The sequence below is a fragment of the Nonomuraea sp. NPDC049400 genome, from assembly GCF_044466425.1.
GTDB lineage: Bacteria > Actinomycetota > Actinomycetes > Streptosporangiales > Streptosporangiaceae > Nonomuraea.
In genome coordinates, this window is the sequence record NZ_JBITMP010000056.1 from 41,607 (window position 1) to 58,581 (window position 16,975).

At 70.6% G+C, this 16,975-nt stretch carries 19 protein-coding genes; 9 read left to right on the plus strand and 10 right to left on the minus strand.

Translation table 11 applies throughout. From position 1 onward, the window contains the following. Positions 1 to 106: 106 nt before the first annotated feature. Both ACIBVN_RS49975 and ACIBVN_RS49980 read right to left on the minus strand, forming a co-directional pair. The gene (locus ACIBVN_RS49975) at positions 107 to 1,285 is read right to left on the minus strand and encodes a cysteine desulfurase family protein (RefSeq protein WP_397148123.1); all 1,179 of its coding nucleotides are present in this window, start codon (positions 1,283 to 1,285) and stop codon (positions 107 to 109) included. Next, complete coding sequence (locus tag ACIBVN_RS49980) at positions 1,282 to 1,962, minus strand: ArsR/SmtB family transcription factor (RefSeq protein WP_397148125.1); 681 nt, start codon at positions 1,960 to 1,962, stop codon at positions 1,282 to 1,284. Before ACIBVN_RS49980 ends, ACIBVN_RS49975 begins: the two co-directional genes overlap by 4 nt. Before the next feature lie 96 nt (positions 1,963 to 2,058). On the opposite strand from ACIBVN_RS49980, the gene ACIBVN_RS49985 reads away from it, so the two are divergent. Further along, positions 2,059 to 3,438 (plus strand): rhodanese-like domain-containing protein, encoded by a 1,380-nt coding sequence (locus ACIBVN_RS49985; protein WP_397148127.1) that lies wholly within the window; start codon positions 2,059 to 2,061, stop codon positions 3,436 to 3,438. After that, on the plus strand, positions 3,435 to 4,685 hold the full coding sequence (locus ACIBVN_RS49990; protein ID WP_397148129.1) for an MFS transporter: 1,251 nt from the start codon (positions 3,435 to 3,437) through the stop codon (positions 4,683 to 4,685). Before ACIBVN_RS49985 ends, ACIBVN_RS49990 begins: the two co-directional genes overlap by 4 nt. On the opposite strand, the gene ACIBVN_RS49995 is transcribed toward ACIBVN_RS49990, so the two are convergent. Further along, on the minus strand, positions 4,674 to 5,135 hold the full coding sequence (locus ACIBVN_RS49995; RefSeq protein WP_397148131.1) for a DUF6069 family protein: 462 nt from the start codon (positions 5,133 to 5,135) through the stop codon (positions 4,674 to 4,676). The genes ACIBVN_RS49990 and ACIBVN_RS49995 overlap by 12 nt on opposite strands. A gap of 84 nt (positions 5,136 to 5,219) precedes the next feature. Between ACIBVN_RS49995 and ACIBVN_RS50000 the strand changes: the two genes are divergently transcribed. Continuing rightward, a complete protein-coding gene (locus ACIBVN_RS50000; protein WP_397148133.1) occupies positions 5,220 to 5,678 on the plus strand; it encodes a MarR family winged helix-turn-helix transcriptional regulator in 459 nt (152 codons plus the stop codon). 256 nt (positions 5,679 to 5,934) lie between these two features. Here the strand turns inward: ACIBVN_RS50000 and ACIBVN_RS50005 are convergent, their stop codons facing one another. Beyond that, complete coding sequence (locus tag ACIBVN_RS50005) at positions 5,935 to 6,585, minus strand: methyltransferase domain-containing protein (protein ID WP_397148135.1); 651 nt, start codon at positions 6,583 to 6,585, stop codon at positions 5,935 to 5,937. A 5-nt stretch (positions 6,586 to 6,590) separates the two neighbouring features. Beyond that, entirely contained in the window at positions 6,591 to 7,772 is a 1,182-nt protein-coding gene (locus ACIBVN_RS50010; RefSeq protein ID WP_397148137.1) for a cytochrome P450, read from the minus strand. 90 nt (positions 7,773 to 7,862) lie between these two features. On the opposite strand from ACIBVN_RS50010, the gene ACIBVN_RS50015 reads away from it, so the two are divergent. Next, the gene (locus ACIBVN_RS50015) at positions 7,863 to 8,507 is read left to right on the plus strand and encodes a TetR/AcrR family transcriptional regulator (protein WP_397148139.1); all 645 of its coding nucleotides are present in this window, start codon (positions 7,863 to 7,865) and stop codon (positions 8,505 to 8,507) included. Positions 8,508 to 8,682: 175 nt separating this feature from the next. Then, positions 8,683 to 9,273, plus strand: coding sequence for a hypothetical protein (locus ACIBVN_RS50020; RefSeq protein ID WP_397148141.1), 591 nt, complete (start codon positions 8,683 to 8,685; stop codon positions 9,271 to 9,273). Positions 9,274 to 9,406: 133 nt separating this feature from the next. Here the strand turns inward: ACIBVN_RS50020 and ACIBVN_RS50025 are convergent, their stop codons facing one another. Next, complete coding sequence (locus ACIBVN_RS50025) at positions 9,407 to 9,742, minus strand: winged helix-turn-helix transcriptional regulator (protein WP_397148143.1); 336 nt, start codon at positions 9,740 to 9,742, stop codon at positions 9,407 to 9,409. Between the two features lie 65 nt (positions 9,743 to 9,807). On the opposite strand from ACIBVN_RS50025, the gene ACIBVN_RS50030 reads away from it, so the two are divergent. Beyond that, positions 9,808 to 10,650, plus strand: a complete 843-nt coding sequence (locus tag ACIBVN_RS50030; protein WP_397148145.1) for an SDR family oxidoreductase — start codon at positions 9,808 to 9,810, stop codon at positions 10,648 to 10,650. A 318-nt stretch (positions 10,651 to 10,968) separates the two neighbouring features. Beyond that, positions 10,969 to 11,160, plus strand: a complete 192-nt coding sequence (locus ACIBVN_RS50035) for a hypothetical protein (RefSeq protein ID WP_397148146.1) — start codon at positions 10,969 to 10,971, stop codon at positions 11,158 to 11,160. A 211-nt stretch (positions 11,161 to 11,371) separates the two neighbouring features. Here the strand turns inward: ACIBVN_RS50035 and ACIBVN_RS50040 are convergent, their stop codons facing one another. Continuing rightward, entirely contained in the window at positions 11,372 to 11,974 is a 603-nt protein-coding gene (locus tag ACIBVN_RS50040; protein ID WP_397148148.1) for a TetR/AcrR family transcriptional regulator, read from the minus strand. A 91-nt stretch (positions 11,975 to 12,065) separates the two neighbouring features. Between ACIBVN_RS50040 and ACIBVN_RS50045 the strand changes: the two genes are divergently transcribed. Continuing rightward, positions 12,066 to 13,454 (plus strand): MFS transporter, encoded by a 1,389-nt coding sequence (locus tag ACIBVN_RS50045; protein ID WP_397148150.1) that lies wholly within the window; start codon positions 12,066 to 12,068, stop codon positions 13,452 to 13,454. 147 nt (positions 13,455 to 13,601) lie between these two features. Here ACIBVN_RS50045 and ACIBVN_RS50050 read toward each other — a convergent pair whose 3' ends face one another. Then, positions 13,602 to 14,003, minus strand: a complete 402-nt coding sequence (locus ACIBVN_RS50050) for a MerR family transcriptional regulator (RefSeq protein ID WP_397148152.1) — start codon at positions 14,001 to 14,003, stop codon at positions 13,602 to 13,604. 266 nt (positions 14,004 to 14,269) lie between these two features. Further along, entirely contained in the window at positions 14,270 to 14,398 is a 129-nt protein-coding gene (locus ACIBVN_RS50055; protein ID WP_397148154.1) for a hypothetical protein, read from the minus strand. A 170-nt stretch (positions 14,399 to 14,568) separates the two neighbouring features. Between ACIBVN_RS50055 and ACIBVN_RS50060 the strand changes: the two genes are divergently transcribed. Then, complete coding sequence (locus tag ACIBVN_RS50060; protein ID WP_397148177.1) at positions 14,569 to 16,047, plus strand: SulP family inorganic anion transporter; 1,479 nt, start codon at positions 14,569 to 14,571, stop codon at positions 16,045 to 16,047. A 69-nt stretch (positions 16,048 to 16,116) separates the two neighbouring features. Here the strand turns inward: ACIBVN_RS50060 and ACIBVN_RS50065 are convergent, their stop codons facing one another. Beyond that, positions 16,117 to 16,944, minus strand: coding sequence for a recombinase family protein (locus ACIBVN_RS50065; protein WP_397148156.1), 828 nt, complete (start codon positions 16,942 to 16,944; stop codon positions 16,117 to 16,119). Positions 16,945 to 16,975 lie beyond the last annotated feature (31 nt).

Genomic DNA, 16,975 nt, shown 5'->3' on the forward strand with positions numbered 1-16,975 from the left:
CGCGCCGGTATGGCGTGGGCACCGCATCGATGAGGGTGGTGGTGCGGAGACCAGGGCCGAAGCGCCAAGCCCGAGCAGGCCCGAGCAGGACCAGGGCGAGGCGTGGTCAGTGGGCAGCCTTGATCAGTGCGGTCGCGGCCGTCTCGATGTCGGCGAGGGTGCTCCAGCGGCCCAGGGACAGCCGCACCGCGGCGAGGGCGCGCTCGGCGTCCAGGCCCATGGCGGTCACCACTGGGGAGGGGGTGTGGCTGCCGATGTGGCAGGCCGACCCGGTGGAGGCCGCAAGCTGGGGCGCCGCCGTGAGCAGGTCGTGGCCGAGGACGCCGTCGATGCTGACGTTCAGCGTGTTGGGCAGCCGCCGCTCGGCGGGGCCGTTGAGGTGTACCCGGCCGGGCAGGCCATCGGCGAGCCGGCGGTGCAGGTCGTCGCGCAGGGCGGTGAGGCGGGCGGGTTCGCCGTCGGCCAGGTCTCGGGCGGCCAGATCGGTGGCGATGCCGAGCGCGGCGGCCAGGGCGACGTTCTCGGTGCCGGCGCGCAGGCCGCGCTCTTGGCCGCCGCCGTAGACGACCGGCTCCAGTTCCACGCCGTCGCGGACGTACAGCGCGGCGACGCCCTTGGGTGCGTACATCTTGTGTCCCACCACGGTGAGCAGGTCCACGCCGAGCGCCTCGACGTCCACTCCGATCTTGCCGACGGCCTGGGCGGCGTCGCAGTGCAGCAGCGCGCCATGCTCGTGAGCGAGGGCGGCCAGGTCGGCGATCGGCTGCAGGGCGCCGGTCTCGTTGTTGGCGGCCATCACCGACACCAGGACCGTCTCGTCATCCAGTGCGGCGGCCAGCGCGGCTGGGTCCACCAGCCCGTCGCTATCGACCGGCAGCACCGTCACCCGGGCGCCGTACAGGCGCTGCAGGGCGTGGCAGGTTTCCAGGACGGCCGGGTGCTCGGTGGCCTGGGTGATCATATGGGGGCGGGGGCGGCCGGAGGCGAGGACCGCGCCGCGCAGCGCGAGCAGGTCGGCCTCCGAACCGGAGGCAGTGAAGACGATCTCGTGCGGGCGGGCGCCGATCAGGGCAGCCACCTGCTCGCGGGCGTGCCGCAGCGCCGCGCGGGGCTGCTCGCCAAAGGGATGGCTGCTGGATGGATTGCCGAACAGGTCGCTCAGCTGCGCCGCCGTCGCCTCGCTCACCCGCGTATCGACGGGGGTGGTGGCGTTGTAGTCGAGGTAGACCGGCCCGCCGGCCAGCCCAGAATGCGAGAGGGGCTGCGGGGCCGGGCGGGCGTTCATGCCGATGCTCCAGCCTCGACGGGCAGCTCGGACAGCCGCCACTCCAGCATGCCGTCGCTGAGCCGGATCGCCCGGCGCCCGTGATCGGTCAGCAGCCGCACCGCGTCATAGGCCAGCACGCAGTACTCACCGCGGCAGTACACGACGATCTCGACGTCGTCGGGCAGCTCGCTGATGCGCTCGGCCAGCTCGGAAACCGGAATGGACACGGCGCCGGGAATGTGGCCGGCCACGTACTCCTCCACCGGCCGCACGTCCAGCACCACCGCCTCGCCCGCCTGCACGCGGGCGCGCAGTTCCTCCCGGGTGACCTCGCCCGCGCCGTCGTCGGGGCCGAGGTAGGCGTCGCGTGCCACCGGGACGGCGGCTTGGTGGGTCTCGGCGACCTTGCGCAGTAGCGCGAACAGCTGGGCGACGTCGTCGCCGGCGAGCCGGTAGTGGATGCGCACGCCGTCGCGGCGGGTGGTGACGAACCCGGCTTGCTTGAGGGTCTGCAGGTGGGCCGAGGCGGTGGTGAGGTTCAGCCCGGCGGCCTTGGCCAGCGCTTCGACGGTGCGTTCGCCCTGGGCGAGCAGGTCGAGCAGTTCCAGGCGCTTTCCGCTGGCCAGCGCCTTGCCGCTGGCCGCGAACGCCTCATACAGCTGGGCCTTGGCCTGGGCGGGGGTTGCGTCAATCATCCAATCCTCCATTAATCTATGGAATATCGTACATAACGGAGAAGGTTGCGTGCGACCTTCCCTGGCCCCGGATCAGGCCGGACTTTGGAGGACATCGTGGGATTCGCAGACGACCACCTGATACCGCTGGTGAACGAAGGGCTGGGCAACAGCGCCTACCTGCTCGACCTGGGCGACGGGCGCGCGCTGGCCGTGGACGCCGGCCGTGACCTTCGTGCCCTGCACGCCGCCGCCCGCCGGCGCGGGCTGACGGTGGCGTACGCGGCCGACACGCACCTACACGCCGACTTCCTGTCCGGCGCCGTACAACTCGCCCACGAGACAGGCGCTGCCGTGCTGGCCTCCGCCGCTGGGAAACGCGCCTTCCCGCACCGGGGCCTGGACGACGGCGACGAGATCGACTTGGGTGGGCTGAGACTGCGCGCGCTGGCCACGCCTGGCCACACCGACGAGCATCTGTCGTTCCTGTTGCTGGACGATGGCCGGGAGCTGGGGGTGTTCACCGGCGGCTCACTGATCGTGGATTCTGCCGCCCGCACCGACCTGCTCGGCGTCGAGCGCACCGAGGAACTGGCCCGGGCCCAATACCGGTCCCTGCACCGGCTTGCCGCGCTGCCGGAGGAGACCGCGGTGTGGCCCACGCACGGGGCCGGTTCGTTCTGCTCCGCCCCGCCCGGCGCCGAGCGCACCACGACCATCGGCGTCCAGAAGCGCAGCAACCCGCTGCTGGCCGCGCCCGACGAGGACACCTTCGTCCGGCAGTTGGTGGCGAGTCTGGGCTCCTATCCCGCCTACTTCGCACGCCTGACCGAGGTCAACCGGCGGGGCCCTGCCGTCCTGACGGCCACGCCGTCGCTGCCGGAACTGGACGCCGGACAGGTCAGGGCCCTGCTTGCCGACGGCGGGTACGTCGTGGATGTCCGGCCGGTGGCGGACTTTGCCGCCGGTCACATCCCGGGTTCGGTGTCGATAGAGCTGCGGCCGCAGTTCGGCACCTGGCTCGGCTGGGTGCTGCCCGACACCGTGCCTCTGGCTTTCGTGGCCGGCGACGGCCAGGACCTGGAGGAGATCGTCTGGCAGGCGTACACGATCGGCTACGAGCGGCTGGCCGGGCACCTCGCAGGTGGCATGTCCGGCTGGCGGGCCGCGGGCGGCAGCGAGGTCACCACGGCGTTGGTCCCGGCCGATCGCGCACCGGACGGCCCGTACCTTGATGTGCGCCAAGAAGCCGAGTACGCCGCCGGACACGTTCCCGGCGCCCTCCACCTCGAACTGGGTGAGTTGGCCGAACACGCCGCGGACGTTCCGGCGGGCGCGGTCGTGGCCTGCGAGCATGGACAGCGCAGTACGACCGCCGCGAGCCTGCTGGAACGAGCTGGCCACACTGGCCTGACCGTCCTCGACGGTGGCCCGGCCGAGTTCGCCGCCGCCCACGGCCTGCGACTCCAGAGCGCGGCGCGCGGCGGTGACCGGTGAGCACCACCACGGGACGGCCGGTGCGGCTCGGCCTGGCCGAGAACTGGCTGCAGTTCACGCTGCTGGTCATCGTCAACGTGTGTGTGGGCGGCCTGGTGGGCCTGGAGCGCACCACTGTCCCGCTGATCGGCGCTGACGTGTTCGGTCTGACGAGCGACCTGGCGGTGTTCTCCTTCATCATCGCCTTCGGCTTGACGAAGGCGGCCACGAACCTCGCCGCGGGCGCGTTGACCGCCCGTTTCACCCGCAAGCAGCTCCTGGTCGCCGGGTGGCTGATCGGTACGCCGGTGCCGTTCATGCTCGCGTGGGGGCCGTCGTGGTGGTGGATCGTGGCCGCGAATCTGCTGCTCGGCCTCAACCAGGGCCTGACCTGGTCGATGACCGTCAACATGAAGATCGACCTGGTCGGCCCGGCTCGCCGCGGTCTGGCCATGGGGCTGAACGAGGCCGCCGGCTACACCGCGGTCGGCGTCACCGCGCTGCTCACCGGCTACCTGGCCACCGCCTACGGGCTGCGCCCGGCGCCCGAGCTGATCGGTGTCGTCTTCGTCGCGGCGGGCCTGATCCTGGCGCTGATCGTGCGCGACACCGCCGCCCACGTCGCCCTCGAACTCGCCCAGCACCCCAAACCGCTGCCCGACGGTGAGCACCCCGGGCTGGCCTCCACGTTCGCGCGTACCTCCTGGCGGGAGCGCTCGCTGTGCGGCGCCAGCCAGGCCGGTCTGGTCAACAACCTCAACGACGGCCTGACCTGGGGCGTTTTCCCGCTGCTGTTCACCGACCACGGGCTCGGCCTGGCCGCCGTCGGGCTGATCAAGGGCCTGTACCCGATCCTGTGGGGCCTCGGCCAGATCCCCACCGGCCATCTGGCCGACCACATCGGCCGCAAACCCCTCATCGTGTACGGCATGCTCGTCCAGGCCGGCGGCTTCGTCCTCGCGCTGGCCCTGCTGAACCGCCCCCTGCTGGCCGGGATCGCCTCGGCCGTCGCGCTCGGCATCGGCACCGCCATGGTCTACCCGGCCCTCATCGCCGCCGTCTCCGACCACGCCCACCCCGCCTGGCGGGCCAACGCCCTGGGCGCCTACCGGTTCTGGCGCGACATCGGCTACGCCGCAGGCGCCCTACTGGCCGGCCTCCTGGCCGACGCCTTCGGCCTGGAGGCCACCGTCGTCGCGGCCGCCGTACTCACCGCCGCCTCCGGCCTGCTCGCCGCCCGTTGGATCACCGAACGATCAGCCCCCTGACCTGCTGTGTCGAGAGGGAAGAGCTCGTGCCAACGCCGGCACGATAACCAGCGCCACGACGACGTGGCTGATCGACAAGACGACCTTGGTCGCGGTACTGGCGTCGCTGGTGACGGGCAGGGCGAACGAGGCGATGACGCCGGTCGTCGCGAGTACCACGAAGGTCGACCGCGGGCGGCGGCTCCATCGTCGGCACGCGACGGCCAACGCGGTACCGCCTACCCCTCCCTCCAGGAGGGCCGCCCACGCCATGTTCATAACGGGCATGCGCGCGAAGTGGTCCTCGAATACCTCGGTCAGCTCCATCGGCACACCGGCGGCCCGCGCGGCCACGTACACGATGACGCTGGCCGCCGCGGCAACCAGCGCGGCGGCGAAGCCCACTTGCCAGAGCGGCCGCTCAGTCCACGGGCGTCTGCCTACGAGCGCAGCGTCTCGGCTGCTGGTCATGCGCCGTCTCCTCCCAGTAGCGTTGATCCTCAATTAGGAACAACGCCACATAGTGAAGCCCACTTCACTATCTTGAGGAGACGAATGGCCGTCGAGGAAACCCAGGTCGTGGACCAGTTGTTCGAGCTGGCCGTGGTGCTCGGCGCTCAGATGAACCGTCGCCTGGCCGACAGCGGGCTTACTCCTGCCAGAGGCGAGGTCATCTGGCTGCTCCACCGCCGCGGTCAGCTCACCCAGCGCGAGCTCAGCGACGTACTCGACTGCACCCCACGCAACGTGACCGGCCTGGTGGACGCGCTCGAAAGCGCCGGCTTCGTGACCCGCACCAAACATCCCACCGACCGGCGCGCGGTCCTCGTCTCGCTCACCACGCGCGGGGAGACACTGGCTGCCGGGTGGGGCATGGACCGCGACGACGGCACCGCAAGGCTGTTCGCCGGAACCTCCCGTGCTGAGCTCGCCACCTTCGCCACAGTCCTTGACCGCGTGCTCACCGTGCTGCGAACGACCATGCCTGAGGGCGCCACGTACGGCGGACCGTGATCGGCTGCGCGGGCGCCGCCAGGAGTTCTCCCATTGCGGGCTGCCGACGGCGATGAGGTGGAGTCGGACGGCCGCTGGAACACCGAGTCGCCCAGAGGGCAATCACCACCGTCAGCAGCGGGTGGCGGTGGCGAGCCAGATGACGGCATTCAGGTGGACACCGGCCTGGTCGGCGTGGTCAGCCAGAGCGGCGGCACGTCGTTGAGGGCGGCGTCGCGATCGTGAGCCGTACGGGACGTCGATCCTGTCGCGCCGCTCACTCATCGCCACCACGCAGGGCCGTACCGAGGATGTGGAAGGAGACCGGGGTGCGCGCGGGCGGGAACAGGAAGCGATCCAGTTGATCGATGTGGAACCCGGCCCGCCGGATCGCGGCCTCGGCGTCGCGGCCGAGGTGGCAGCCGCCGACCATGAGCGGCCAGACGGTGGCATCCAGCACATCCTGCATCCGGGCCAGGCCGAACGTGTCGGCGCGTACATGCTCCAGGAAACGGATCTGCCCGCCGGGCTTGAGCACCCGCCGCGCCTCGGCCAGCGCCCCACCGACGTCGGGCAGCGAGCACAGCACCATGCAGAACACCACCGCCTCCACGCTTTGATCCGCCACCGGCAGGTTCTCGGCCACGCCGGGCACCACTTCCACGGGGACCGCGGTCTCAGCGGCGGCGGCCTGCGCCTGCGCGCGCAACCGCGGCTCGGGCTCTACCGCCACCACCCGCGTCACCTCGGCCGGGTAGTGCGCGAAGTTGACGCCGTGCCCGGCGCCGACCTCCACCACCTCGCCGGTCAGGCCCGCCAGCAGCGATTGGCGGCGTTCGGTCATGCCGTCCTCGTCCATGGCGGCGGCCATCTTGGGATACATCCGGCCGAAGAGCGGCCGCCGTCTGCTCGTCTTCACGGTGCTCATGGCGGTCACCAGGTCACCGGCAGCGCGGTCAGCCCGCCGGTCAGCGTGCGCGTGTCAAAGGTCAGCTCCTCCACCGCGCACCCCAGCTTGAGCGTGGGGAAGCGGGCGGCGAGCTGGGCGAAGACCACCTGCAGCTCGATGCGGGCCAGCGGCGCGCCGATGCAGTAGCGGGCGCCGTGCCCGAACGACAGGTGCGGCACGGCGGGCCGATGCAGGTCGAACCGGTCGGGGTCGGCGAAGACGGCCGGGTCGTGGTTGCCGGCGCCGGTGTCCAGCAGCACCAGTTCCCCGGCCCGTACGTGCACGCCGGCGACGTCCAGGTCGGTGCGGGCATAGCGGGGGATGCCGCCGCCGCCCAGACGGGGCGCGCGCAGGATCTCCTCCACCGCGGCGTCGATCCGGGAAGGATCTTCCACCAGGACTTGCCACTGGTCCGGGTTGGCCAGCAGCCACATCGCGCCCGTGCCGATCGCGGTGACCGTGGTCTCATGTCCGGCGAACAGCAGGAACATGCCCATCGCGGCGGCCTCGTCGTCGCTGACCCCGTCGGTGGCGGCCAGCCGGGAGATCACATCGGCCTCCGGGTCGCCGCCGGCGCGTTTGCGGGCCACGAGCTTTTGCCCGTAGCCGAACAGCTCGGTCAGCCCCTGCTCGGAGCGGGTGCGGTTGGTGATGTCGGCGGCGGCTTGCGTCCATTCCCGGAACTGGGCGCGGTCGGCGAACGGGACGCCGAGCAGCTCGCAGATGACCGCGATCGGCAGCGGCACGGCGAGCGCGGCGTGCAGGTCGGCGGGCGATCCGGCCGGGGCCATCTCATCCAGCAGCTGCGTGGTGAGCGTCTCCACGCGGCCGCGCAGCGCCCGCATCCGCTTGGGCGAGAAGTGCGGCTGCAGCAGTGACCGCATCCGCCGGTGCTCGGCCTGCTCGGTGTCGAAGCCGCCCAGCGGACCGCCGAACAGCGCCGATTCCCCGGTGCGGGAGGCGCGTTCGGGCTCGCGGTGGGCGCGGCCGAGCCGGTCGTCGTCCAGCAGGGCGCGCACCTGCGCGTACTCGGTCACGAGCCAGGCGGGGTCGCCTACGGCGGTGCGGATGGCGTGGATGGGTCCCTGGGCCTGCATCTGGCGTACCAGCGGCGGCGGTTGCAGGGGGCCGGGCTGCTCGAACGGCAGCCGGACGGGATCGGGCACGGCTCCTCCAGAAGGTAGACGAAAGTTTGTATACTCGAATGTCTAGAACGCTACTTGTATACTTCGAGTTCCACAAGTGGAGGAGTGCGGATGAGCAACCCCGACGCGGACAGCGCTCACGGGGCCCAGGAGACAGGGGCCGCCCCGGCCGCGCAGGCGGTGCCGGTACGGCGGCTACGCCGCGCCGAACGGCGCGAGCAGATCCTGGACGCGGCCACCCGCGCCTTCGCCCGCGCCGGGTACGCCGCCACCGGCCTGGACAACGTCGCCGCCGAGGCCGGGCTGACCCGGGCCATGCTGTATCGGCACTTCGAGTCCAAGGCCGACCTGTACCGGGCCGTGTTGGATGGAGCCTGCCTGCGGCTGGCCGAAGCCACCGGAGTGGACGACTTCGACGAGAGCACCCTGCCCGCGCTGGTCCGCGCCGCCTCCGCCGACCCCAACGGCTTCCGGCTGCTGTTCCGCTACGCCGCCCGCGAGCCCGACTTCCGCGATCTGATCGACTCCATCACCGCCGCCTCCCGCGAGATTGCCCACCGCAACCTGGCCGGGGAGATTCCCGAAGGCCCGTGGCTGGACTGGGCGGCGAACCTGATCCCCGCGCTCACCATCGAGGCCGTCATCGCCTGGCTCGACGCCGGCCAACCCGGCCCCGACCAGGCCGCCGAGCGCATCAACCAGGCCGTGCACGGCGTCAAGGCCGCCGCCCACCCCACTGTGAACCCCACTGGGTGACCGGCGAATTGTCGCCGCCTTCTGCTTCGCTATGACGCATGACGACGGTGAACTGGGAGCGCGAACCCGGTGAGAAGGTCGAGGAGTTCATCGCCTGGGCTGTGCCTACTTCTTCGCCAGCTTCGCTGGGCGGCAGTTCGGCCGATCCGTCAAGGAGTGGGGCGACTACCTGTACGTGAAGAAGAACGCGGTCGAGCTCGCCCGCAAGGAGCGGGCGATGCCGGAGGGCAAGCGCCAGGGCACGATCCTGCTCAGCTCGGTCACCGACCCCTACCAGGGGCAGGGGACGAAGTACCGCCTCACCCGCGGCATCCTGCCTGAGCTCGACGCCGTCGCCTACCCGGGCCTGGTCCGCATCCTCACCAAGTCACTCGTCGTCACCCGCGACATCGACCTGCTCACCAACCTGCCCCGCGCCGAGGTCGGCATGACCATCACCACCACCGACGACAAGGTGACCCGCTGGCTGGAGGTGCGCGCCCCGCTCGCCTCCCCGCCTGCCTACCCTCGCCGAACTCAACGACGCCGGCATCCCCACCTACGCCTTCGTCGGCCCGCTCCTGCCCCACTTCGCCACCCAGTCCGAATTCCTGGACCATCTCTTCGGGCGGCTCGTCAAGGCCGGCGTCACCGGGGTGTTCAGGGGCACAACCTCAAGCGGTATATCCGCGAGCGCATGAACCAGTTCCTCGCCGACGAGCCCGAAGAGGTCCGCGAGGCGTACTCCAGGCCCGCACCAAGGAACACCGCCGGCAGCTCGACGTGATCGTCGCCGAGCTGCTGGCCAAGCACGGCCTGCGACTGCGCTTCGACGAGGTCGTCCACCACGACGACAACGACGCCCTGCGGCAGAGGCTGGCGTCCTCGGCGTGACCGCGCCCGCACCGCCGGGGGGCAGGTCAGACGGTGACGTCGGCCCCAGGATCCGGCACTGCCATGGCCCAGGTCCCCATGGCCTCCAGGACGTCGCGCAGCCCCTCACCGAGAGGGGTGAGCTCGTACTCAACGCGCGGCGGGATCTCCGCGTAGGTGGTGCGCGTCACGATGCCGTGCCGCTCGAACTGGCGCAGCCGGCTGGTCAGGGTGTGGGGGCTGATGCCGGGCAGGGCGTCGCGCAGTTCGGTGAAGCGGTGGGGGCCGTGCAGCAGTTCGCGCACGATCAGGGTGGCCCATGGGCCGTTGAGCAGAGTGAGGAATCGGGCGACACCGCACTCCGGCAGACAGGGATCAGTCACATTTTCGACCGTATCCCATTAGTGCAGTTGCTGTAACTGGTGCATCGTATGCACTAATAGGGGCCATGACCTACGTGATTCACGGCGCCACCGGCGCCCAGGGAGCCCCCGTCGTCGCCGCTCTCGCCACCGCGGGCAAGTTCGTGACCGCTCTGACCCGCAACCCGGACGCCGTCGTGGACGGCGCGCGCGTGGTGGCCGCCGGCTACTCCTCCACGGAGGAACTGACCGCGGCGTACCGAAGTGCTGACGGGGTGTTCGTCCACCTGCCGGTGGTCTCCGAAGAGGACCGCCAGACCTACGCGCGCAACATCGTCGCCGCCGTCCGCGAGGCCCGCCCGGCCCGCGTGGTGTTCTCCACCAGCGGTTTCGAGATCGATCTCGCCGGCGGTGACGCGGTCTCGGCGCTGGTCAGGGGCCTGGCCGGCAGCGGGGTGTCCCACGCGGTGATCGCGCCCGAGCTGTACCTGGAGAACCTGCTTATGCCGTACGTCATCGACACGGTCCGCGAACGGGGCGGGCTGCCCTACCCGATCCGGGCAGACTTCCCCGTCTCCTGGGCGTCGCACCTGGACATCGCCGACGTCGCGGTCGCCTTGTTCGAGCGTCCGGACGTCACCGGGGTGGTCTCCGTCGGACAGTATCCGGCGATCACGGGGCCGGACTTGGCCGAGGCGTTCGGCGTCCACTTCGGCAAGAACGTGGTCTTCGAGCAGATCACCCCCGAGCAGTTCCGCACCTCCGTCGCGCCCCTGATCGGCGAGGGCCCCGCCGCCGACGTAGCCGGAGCCTACGCGGCCATGAGCGGACTCCCGGACCGCTCGATCGCGCCCGAGAACTCCGCCCAGAAGCTGCTCGGCGTCACCCCCCGTACCCCCGGTCAGTGGCTGACCGACATCGGCATCTGACCGCAACCACTGTCGGCTTCGGCCGAGTCAGGCAGGCAGGACTTGGCAGGCCGCCGTACTCCGTGGACGGCCTACCAGTCCTCGATGTCCCACGGGGATGACACCGTAGCGCCGCTGCGCCGAGTCGCTGCGGCGCCCCCCTTCCGCGACGTGCCCGGCACCGTCATCAGCGTCACCGCAGTACGCGGCGGTCGCCCCCTCACCTCGCTCTGGCGGCCGGAGGAATCCGAAGCGGGGGCCTCACCCCTGCCGGATGGCCCGCTGGACCGTCGGCTTCCTGCAGGCGCCGCTCACCGTGCAGGCCACACCTTCCACCGCGTGACCGTCCCCGACCTGGACAAGCTCACTCCCGAGCAGATCGGCGAACTCATCCAGCTGGCGCGGCCGGTGCGCGGCGAGGAAATCCGCATCACCTGGTCGGAGATCATCATAACCCGTGACGCCTCCGGCGACCTGCCGCCCCACCCACCCCGGAGTTCAGCGTCCTGCTCACCCGCCATGTCCAGGTGAACCTCGCCAACGGCAGATCGTCCTGGACGACGTCCAACGCCGCGTCTCCTACCACAGCGCCCGCCCGGCTGATCCCCACGAGCCCGCCTCGGCAAGCCGGGCGACGCCGTTCGCCTGGTGCCGGTATCCTCTGCCGAGGCGACGATCGCCATAGTGCCCTAAGCTGGCCGCTGCGGGGAAGGCCCGGCTGCTGATGCGCCTGCATGCCTCTTCAGCGGTAGAGGTCGGCGATGGCCGCCAGCACCCGCTCGCGAGCGATGCCGGCGGGGGTGACGCCGGTGAGCACGTAGGCGGCCAGTCCTTCGGCCAGGGCCACGAGTGTGAGCGCCGTCTCGACGGGATCGACGGTGGCGGAGATGCGTCCTGCCCGTTGGTCTCGGGCGATGAGGTCGGCCATCTGCCGGTGGAAGTCTGCGTACAGGATGCGCAGCCGGGCGGCGATGTTCTCCTCGGCGAAGGCGAAGGCGTGAAAGGACTGCCGGACCCGCAGGTGTGCCTCGGTGGCGGCGTCGTAGGGGATGAGCTCGCCCAGCACCGTGGTGAGCACCAGGCGGGGGTCGGCGGTCTGCAGGTCGGCGCCGGCTTTGGCCCGGATACGGACGCTGGACAGGTCGTTGCCGCGTTCGAAGGCCGCCTCCAGGAGCTGCCGCTTGGCCGGGAAGTAGTGCTGTACCCGGCCTGGTGAGATGCCCGCCCGGGCGGCCGCCTCGGTCAGCGAGACCGCCGCCAGGCCGCGCTCCGCAACGATGGCGAGCACCGCGTCAGCGATCTCCGCGCGCCGCTGCTCGTGGTGGACTCCCGGTCCCCGGCCCATCACCCCTCCAGTTTTTTCAATGTGTCCACATTGGATTATATGCTGAACTCAGTATTGCGATGTGATCGCATCGCTATAGGAGAGGGGGCCAGTGCCGCTCGTGTTGGTGCTGTTGTGTGGCGCGCAGTTCATGGTGGTGCTGGACGTGTCGGTGGTGAACGTCGGGCTGCCGGCGATTCAGCACGCGCTCGCTTTCGAGGCGCGGCATCTGGCGTGGGTGGGCAACGCGTATGCGCTGGCCTTCGGCGGGCTGCTGCTGCTCGGCGGGCGCCTGGCCGATCTGTGCGGGAACCGGCGCATCTTCACTGCAGGCCTGGTCCTGTTCACCGCTGCGAGCCTGGCCGGTGGGCTGGCGGATGCGCCCGGCTGGCTGATCGCCGCTCGTGCCGGTCAGGGGGTGGGGGCGGCGGTCCTCGCCCCGGCCACGCTCACGATCTTGACGTCCGTCTTTCCCGAGGGCGCGCGGCGCACCCGCGCGATCGCCGTCTGGACGGCGGTCAGCCTGGCCGGCGGCACCGCGGGCAACCTCATAGGCGGCGCGCTGATCGAGTACCTGTCCTGGCGCTGGATCCTGTTGATCAACGTCCCGATCGGGCTGGCCTGCCTGGCCGCGTCCCGCCTGATCGCCCCCCACCCGGGACAGGACGGCGTGCGGCGGTTGGATGTGCTCGGCGCGGCGCTGTCCACCGCCGGGCTGGCCGCGCTGGCCTGTGGCCTATCGGGCTCGCCCGCCGTCACGCTCACCGGGCTCGCCCTGCTGGGGCTGTTCGCGCTGGTCGAGACGCGGATGGCGGGTGCGCCGCTGATTCCGCCACACCTGGTGCGGCGGCGGCCGATCTGGCTGGGAAATGTGGCAATGTTGCTGGCCGGCGCGTGCCTGAACCCGATGTGGTACTTCCTGACCCTGTCTCTGCAGAACGTCCTGGGCTACGGGCCGCTGAAAACCGCGCTGGCGTTCCTGCCGCACACCCTGCTGACCCTGCTCGTCGGGCTACGGCTGACCCCGTGGCTGATGCGCCACACCGACGATCGCGTGCTCATCGTCGCCGGGGCGCTGATCGGAGCCGTCGGCTTCTGGTGGCAGAGCCGCATCGCGCCGGGCGAGGACTACCTGACGGCCGTCCTCGGCCCGGCCGTGCTGATCTCGCTCGGCGGTGGCCTGCTGAACACGCCGCTAACCGTCACGGTCACCTCCGGCATCGCCCCGGCAGAAGCGGGAGCGGCATCAGGGCTAATGAACACCGCCAAGCAGATCGGCGCAGCGCTCGGCCTGGCCGCCCTGGTGGCACTCACCACTGAACGGTACGGTGAACAAGGTAGCCCGGCGCCGGAGGAACTGGCGGCAGGCTACGGCCAGGCGTTCGTCCTTATCGCGGCAGTGCTCGCCATGGTCGCCGTCACCGCCATGGCCCTGCCGCCACGGCGAGACGCTGCTTGTGTGCCCCTAGCCGAGCCGGCGGACCGGCAGCGCGCGGAGTGACCTGCGCGGTCGTCGGGATCAGAGGAGTGAACCGTGGGCCGGCGGCGTGACGTGTGCGGTGTCGGCAGAAGTAGAGCGTGTCCTAGGCGTCGTGGACCTCCAGCGCGTCTCGCGATTCGTTCCGGGAACGGGGAACCGCAGCGGCGTTCAAGCGTGGTCGACGGCCAACTGGCCCGCGCGGCGCCGCAGGTCAGCGGCGAACTCCTCGGCTCGGCTCAGCTGGGTACGCAGCGCCTCGCAGCGCTCGCGGGCGGCCTGCTCGAACCGGCTTAGCCGGGCCAGTAGATGCTCGCGCTCGGCCGCCCCCAGGTCCGCCGCGCCGCTGTTGTCGAGTCGGTCGGTGACGTTCAGCAGCTCGCCCATCTCCTCCAGGGTGAAACCGAGCGGTTTCATCCGGCGGATCACCATCAGGCGCGCCGCGTCAGCCTCGGTGTAGAGGCGGAAACCGCCCTGGGTGCGCGCCGAGGGCCGCACCAGGCCCACCTCGTCGTAGTGCCGGATGGTGCGCAGCGACAGCCCGGTACGCGCCGCCACCTGCCCGATGTGCATGTGATCTTCACCACCGCTCGCCGAAGCCGGAACCTCGACGTCAGTGGCGGAGAGCGCCGATCCATCCATGTTCTGCACGACCTCCCTGATCAGCCGGTGGCGGCGATGTGGGCGGCCACCGCCTGCCACGCCGAATCTCTCCCCTAACGTTAGGGTAGAGTTGCCAATGGCCGGACCACAGGAGGGCGTCCAGGCCACAGTCTGGGCAGACGCCCTTGCCGCATCCGACCCGACATGCACCGGCACCAAAATGAGGGCCGTCCCCGTCACGAGGTAAGGAACATCGACGCGCGCATGCCTTTGATCATCACCGCCTGCTGCCCGCCGTGACCTGCCCGCGGCAGCGCCGACGCCGTCATCGCCGCCCGGCCTGCCGCTCTCTTTGACTCGGGCACGGGCGTCATCGTGCCCGCGGCCCTCCGGCCGCCTCCTCACCTGCTGCCCCTGCCCTGCGGCCTGGGCACGCCACCCGCCGTCCCCTCGTACGGGGCCGCTCCACGTTGAAGGACGCCCGTTGCCCAGCCCATCCGTGCCCGCCCGCCCGTCCATCGGCCCGTCCGCCGGTCTGGCCGCCCGCCTGCGGTCTGGCCGTCCCGCCTGGCTCAAGCCCTCGGTGGCCCGGACCGAGATCCTGTCCGGCCTGGTCGTCGCCCTCGCGTTGATCCCCGAGGCGATCTCGTTCTCCATCATCGCGGGCGTCGACCCCAGCATCGGGCTGTTCGCCTCCTTCACCATGGCCGTTGTGATCGCCTTCGTGGGCGGCCGCCCCGCCATGATCTCCGCCGCCACCGGTGCCATCGCCCTGGTCGTCGCCCCGCTGGCCCGCGAGCACGGCCTCGGCCACCTCGTCGCCACCGTCATCCTCGGCGGCCTCATCCAGGTCGCACTCGGCGCGCTCGGCGTGGCCAAGCTGATGCGCTTCGTGCCACGCAGCGTCATGGTCGGCTTCGTCAACGCCCTGGCAATCCTGATCTTCATGGCGCAGGTGCCGGAGCTCATCGATGTCCCGTGGATCGTCTACCCGCTGGTCGTCGGCGCGCTCGCGCTGATGGTGTTCCTGCCCCGCCTGACCAAGGTGATCCCGGCCCCGCTGATCTCCATCGCCGCGCTCACCGCCCTCACCATCGGCGCCCACCTGGCCGTGCCCACCGTCGGCGACCGCGGCGCCCTGCCCTCCTCGCTGCCCGTACCCGGCCTGCCGGACGTGCCCTTCACGCTCGACACCCTCACCCTTATCGCCCCGTACGCGCTCGGCTTCGCCCTGGTCGGGCTCATGGAATCGCTGATGACCGCCAAACTGGTGGACGACATCACCGACACCCACTCCTCAAAGACCCGCGAGTCCATCGGCCAGGGCATCGCCAACATCGTCACCGGCTTCTTCGGCGGCATGGGCGGCTGCGCCATGATCGGCCAAACCATGATCAACGTCAAGAACGGCGCCCGCACCCGGCTGTCCACCTTCACCGCCGGCGTCATACTCATGGTGCTGTGCATCGTCTTCGGCCCGCTGGTCTCCCAGATCCCGATGGCCGCCCTCGTCGCCGTCATGATCCTGGTCTCCTTCGGCACCTTCGATTGGCACTCCATAGCACCGGCCACCCTCAAGCGCATGCCCGCCGGTGAGATCGCCGTCATGGTCATCACCGTCGCCGTGGTCGTCGCCACCCACAACCTGGCCATCGGCGTCGTCGTCGGGTCCCTGACCGGCCTGGTTATCTTCGCCCGCCGGGTGGCGCACCTGGCCGAGGTCACCGCCGTCGTCGATCCCGACGGCAGCCAGGTCGTCTACGCCGTCACCGGCGAACTGTTCTTCGCCTCCACCAACGACCTCGTCTCCCAGTTCGACTACGCCACCGACCCCGACGACGTGGTCATTGACCTGACCGACGCCCACATCTGGGACGCCTCCTCCGTCGCCGCCCTGGACGCCGTCGAGGCCAAGTACGCCGCCCGCGGCAAGACCGTGCGGATCATCGGCCTGAACCAGCCCAGCGCTCTTATGCACGACGCCCTGTCCGGCGAGCTATCTGGCGGCCACTGACGCCACCGAACAACTCGCCCACAGACCCTCACCGTTGCCGCGCCCGCTCCAGAGGCGCGGCAACGGCGTTCATGGCGCTGCTTCGCCCTCAGCGGCGAGCACCCGATAGACACTGGCCAGTGAAGGACTACGACCCTTGTTCTTGCCTGAGGGGATGACCAGCTTGCGGGCGATCTCCGGCACGGGCACCCCGCGCTCGCGCAGGCTGCAGGCATAAGCGATCATGTCGTCATCGAACACTTTCGGCCGGCCGCCGTGCCGGCCACGTTCGCGGGCTGAGGCCTGGCCTTCCAGCGACTTCTCCCGGATGTACTCCCGCTCGGGCTCGGCCATCCCGGCGAAGAAGGCGAACAACGCCGCCCCGTGCCCCGACGGGTTGTAGATGCCCTGCAGCGGGCCGCTCAGCAGCTCCAGCTCGATGTCGTGGCTGCGTAGTTCCTCGGCGATGGCCAGCAACTCGGCGGCGCCCCGTGCCAAGCGCTTCATCTCGTGCACGGCAAAGATCACGCGCTGGTGCGGGACGGCGGACTTGATGGTGCGGGCGTAGTTCATCGCCTTGGCGAACTCCGGCCGCACCTTGATGCGCGTGGTGATCTTCTCGGCGAAGATCGGTTCACAACCCGCCTCCTTCAGGGCGTCGAGCTGACTGTCCAGCTCCTGCTGTGCCGTACTGCACCGGGCATATCCGACCCGGGTCGGTCTGGCCGCGACCGCCGCAGCCATGGCGTCCACCGCCGGGCCCGCCTGCCACACCCGGCCGGGCCCGCGCTCGGTCGGAGTGCGCACCTCCAATTCGGTGCGCAGCTGCGGTACCAGTACGAAGCGAGGGGTGTGGTACTTGGGTGCGACCTTGCCGCCCCGTGTCCGGCAGGTGCTGCCCGCGGGCGCCTCGCACATCGGGCAATCGAACTGTTCGACGGCAGCGGCC